The 2,393-nt window shown below is 46.8% G+C and carries 3 protein-coding genes; 2 read left to right on the forward strand and 1 reads right to left on the reverse strand.

The genetic code is table 11. From position 1 onward, the window contains the following. Positions 1–181: 181 nt before the first annotated feature. Entirely contained in the window at positions 182–1,288 is a 1,107-nt protein-coding gene (locus KB557_RS10725; protein ID WP_255134070.1) for a ThiF family adenylyltransferase, read from the forward strand. A 9-nt stretch (positions 1,289–1,297) separates the two neighbouring features. After that, a complete protein-coding gene (locus KB557_RS10730; protein ID WP_255134072.1) occupies positions 1,298–1,552 on the forward strand; it encodes a hypothetical protein in 255 nt (84 codons plus the stop codon). A 1-nt stretch (position 1,553) separates the two neighbouring features. Here KB557_RS10730 and KB557_RS10735 read toward each other — a convergent pair. Continuing rightward, positions 1,554–2,393: DUF3293 domain-containing protein (locus KB557_RS10735; RefSeq protein WP_255134074.1), on the reverse strand; the 840-nt coding region annotated here is incomplete at its 5' end.

The raw sequence follows: 2,393 nt of genomic DNA on the forward strand, positions 1-2,393 counted from the left end.
TGTTTGCAACTAGCGCTAGTTGAACAGCGTGGGCCTTGCCGTGAACTCTGGGAGCTGGCACTTTGTCGTAGCGGGCTAATTACCGCCTTACGTGATGATGGGCTGCGTCTTAACGCCACTCAATTCAGTGATCACCTACTGGAGGTGAATCATGGCTGCTGACGCTAAGGCTCTATCGCTGGTGGTTAGGTTTCCGGCGGATCTTGCCATATCAGATATAGATACTGATTTGCATGGTTTCTACCACCCCGAAACTGGCCACGTACTTGTGCTGCAAGCAAACAAACCCGTAGCTGGATGCATAAATCTCACCAGTGGTAACAAATCATTGGGGCTGCAGGCCACACCACACCAAGGTGGATGGAGGTTCAGCGCTAATGGTCGTTCTTGTGAAGCGCGAGCTTACAACCTAGATGTGGACTTGAGTTCACGTAATGCCGGCCTATTGGAAACGGCAGCAATGCGCGAGTGTGGTGTGATCGTTTGTGGCTGCGGTTCGGTAGGCAGCCTGGCAGCGCTTGATTTAGCTCGTAGCGGCGTGGGGCGCTTCTTGCTGATTGATGACGATATCCTCTCGATTGAAAATCTCTGCCGACATCAGTGCGGCCTAGCAGATGTTGGCCGATATAAAGCCCAGGCTGTTGCCGATCGAATCCGGCTTATCAACCCGTTGGCAGAGGTGCAAGTGCACAACGCAACAATTGAGCGTTTGGATCCAGTTGTAATTAAAAATTTCAGTAATTCAGTTAACAGCCAGAGCAAAAATCAGCCGGCATTGCTGTTAGCTGCAGCCGATAGTCGCCGCGCTGATCGCTATGGAGCCCAACTAGCTGTGCAATTAAATCTGGCATTTTTGTCAATTGGTTTATGGGAGCGAGCATTCGCAGGTGAGATTTTTTATTGGTATCCAGAAGCGCCAATGCCCTGCTATGGCTGCGCGTTCGGGAAACTAAATGTTGATCTAGCAAAACAGACTAAAGAAAAGCGCCGCTACTACAGCAACGAAACCAAATCTGAGCAAATCAACTTCCAACCAGGTATTGCAATCGATATTAGCTACGTGGTCCAGGTGGCATTGAAATTGGCAATTGATCTGCTCAACCGCAACAACCCTTGCTACATAAAAAGGTTGTTAGGCCACTTAAGCCAGTACACGTTGGTTTGCAACAGTAATGATCATCAGCTTGGCGGAGATGCAGCTGAAATTTTTTCGCATCCACTTCAAGTTACAAACTCGATTCAAGTTGAATACATGCAGAAATGTACTACCTGTGGTTGGGATTCCTAAGGAAAACTAATGCCGTTCAACAAAAAAGGTGAATTCATTAGGGCTCATAAAGCAACAATAATAACAACATCAACCGCTAAATGTACCGAAAATTCACTTGATTTAGATGGCTTTAATCGAGAAGATTGGTTAATAATTGCAAAGGGATTTGGCGCCCTTCTTTTGCTGGCTGGTTTAATATGGATTGTGGTGATGTTCTATGAATGGATAGCAATCGGTTTTTGCATGTGGTTGCTTGGTAGTATCAGTGGTATGTGGGAATGAATTAACGCAAGCGTGGAATAGTTCTGCGAATAACAGCATCTGCTCCAATAACGATCACGTCATCTTTAGTGAGCTCAAAAATCGCTCTTTGTTGAAAACGGTAAGCAATTGCCAATGCATCTAAACGCGATAAGCCACTTATCGCCCAACCAGTTTCTGCCCATGGCCCACTACAAGACTTACCGATAACTTCAACTAATTCTGCTTTAGGAAAGCGCATCTTTAAGTAGTTATGAAGCAATTGATGGCGCTTGTTGTTCACAATATCCGTCAAGACCCGCTCATGGGGGTTCTGGGCTGTAATCACATGAATTGGTGGTGGAAGTGGCAGCGCTGCCGCACCTTTACCTGCCAAAATCAAAGTGCTGTTTTCTAGGCCAATGATCTCAGTAGCGGCAAAAACCTCCCATAAATTCTCACGTTCTTCAAGGAGTTGCCTAATTTTTGTGATCAATAGATCTAAGTTATTAATACGCTCCACCGCTTCTACTGGGCGACTTGAAAGCGTAAGTATGCTGCGACCATGGGCTAGGTGGTTGCGCAACCTAATCATTCCACTTGTTGCGCTATGAAAGCTATTTCGGCTTTTATGGTCAAGGGCCTTCAATAAGCTAGGCAAAGATTCCACTTTGTTTAACAACGTGGCTAACGACCAGCCGCCTGCCTCACCAGATGGATCAGGTTCCTCTGGTTCATCTGGTAGGGGGATGTGAGAAAAGGAACCATAAAGGCGGCGCAAACCCTGCTCAAGCCCCAGAATTCTTGCCAGCAGATAGGCACTAACAACAGGGCTAGCCAAGTCATGGCGTGTCAAAACCCCTAGTAGTTCCGATCCAGAACG

It is taken from the genome of Synechococcus sp. Cruz CV12-2-Slac-r, assembly GCF_024346075.1.
GTDB lineage: Bacteria > Cyanobacteriota > Cyanobacteriia > PCC-6307 > Cyanobiaceae > Synechococcus_D.

What these genes read in the sequence shown, in the direction of transcription:
- KB557_RS10730 (WP_255134072.1), top strand. Translation starts at nt 1,298, where the DNA reads ATGCCGTTCAACAAAAAAGGTGAATTCATTAGGGCTCATAAAGCAACA.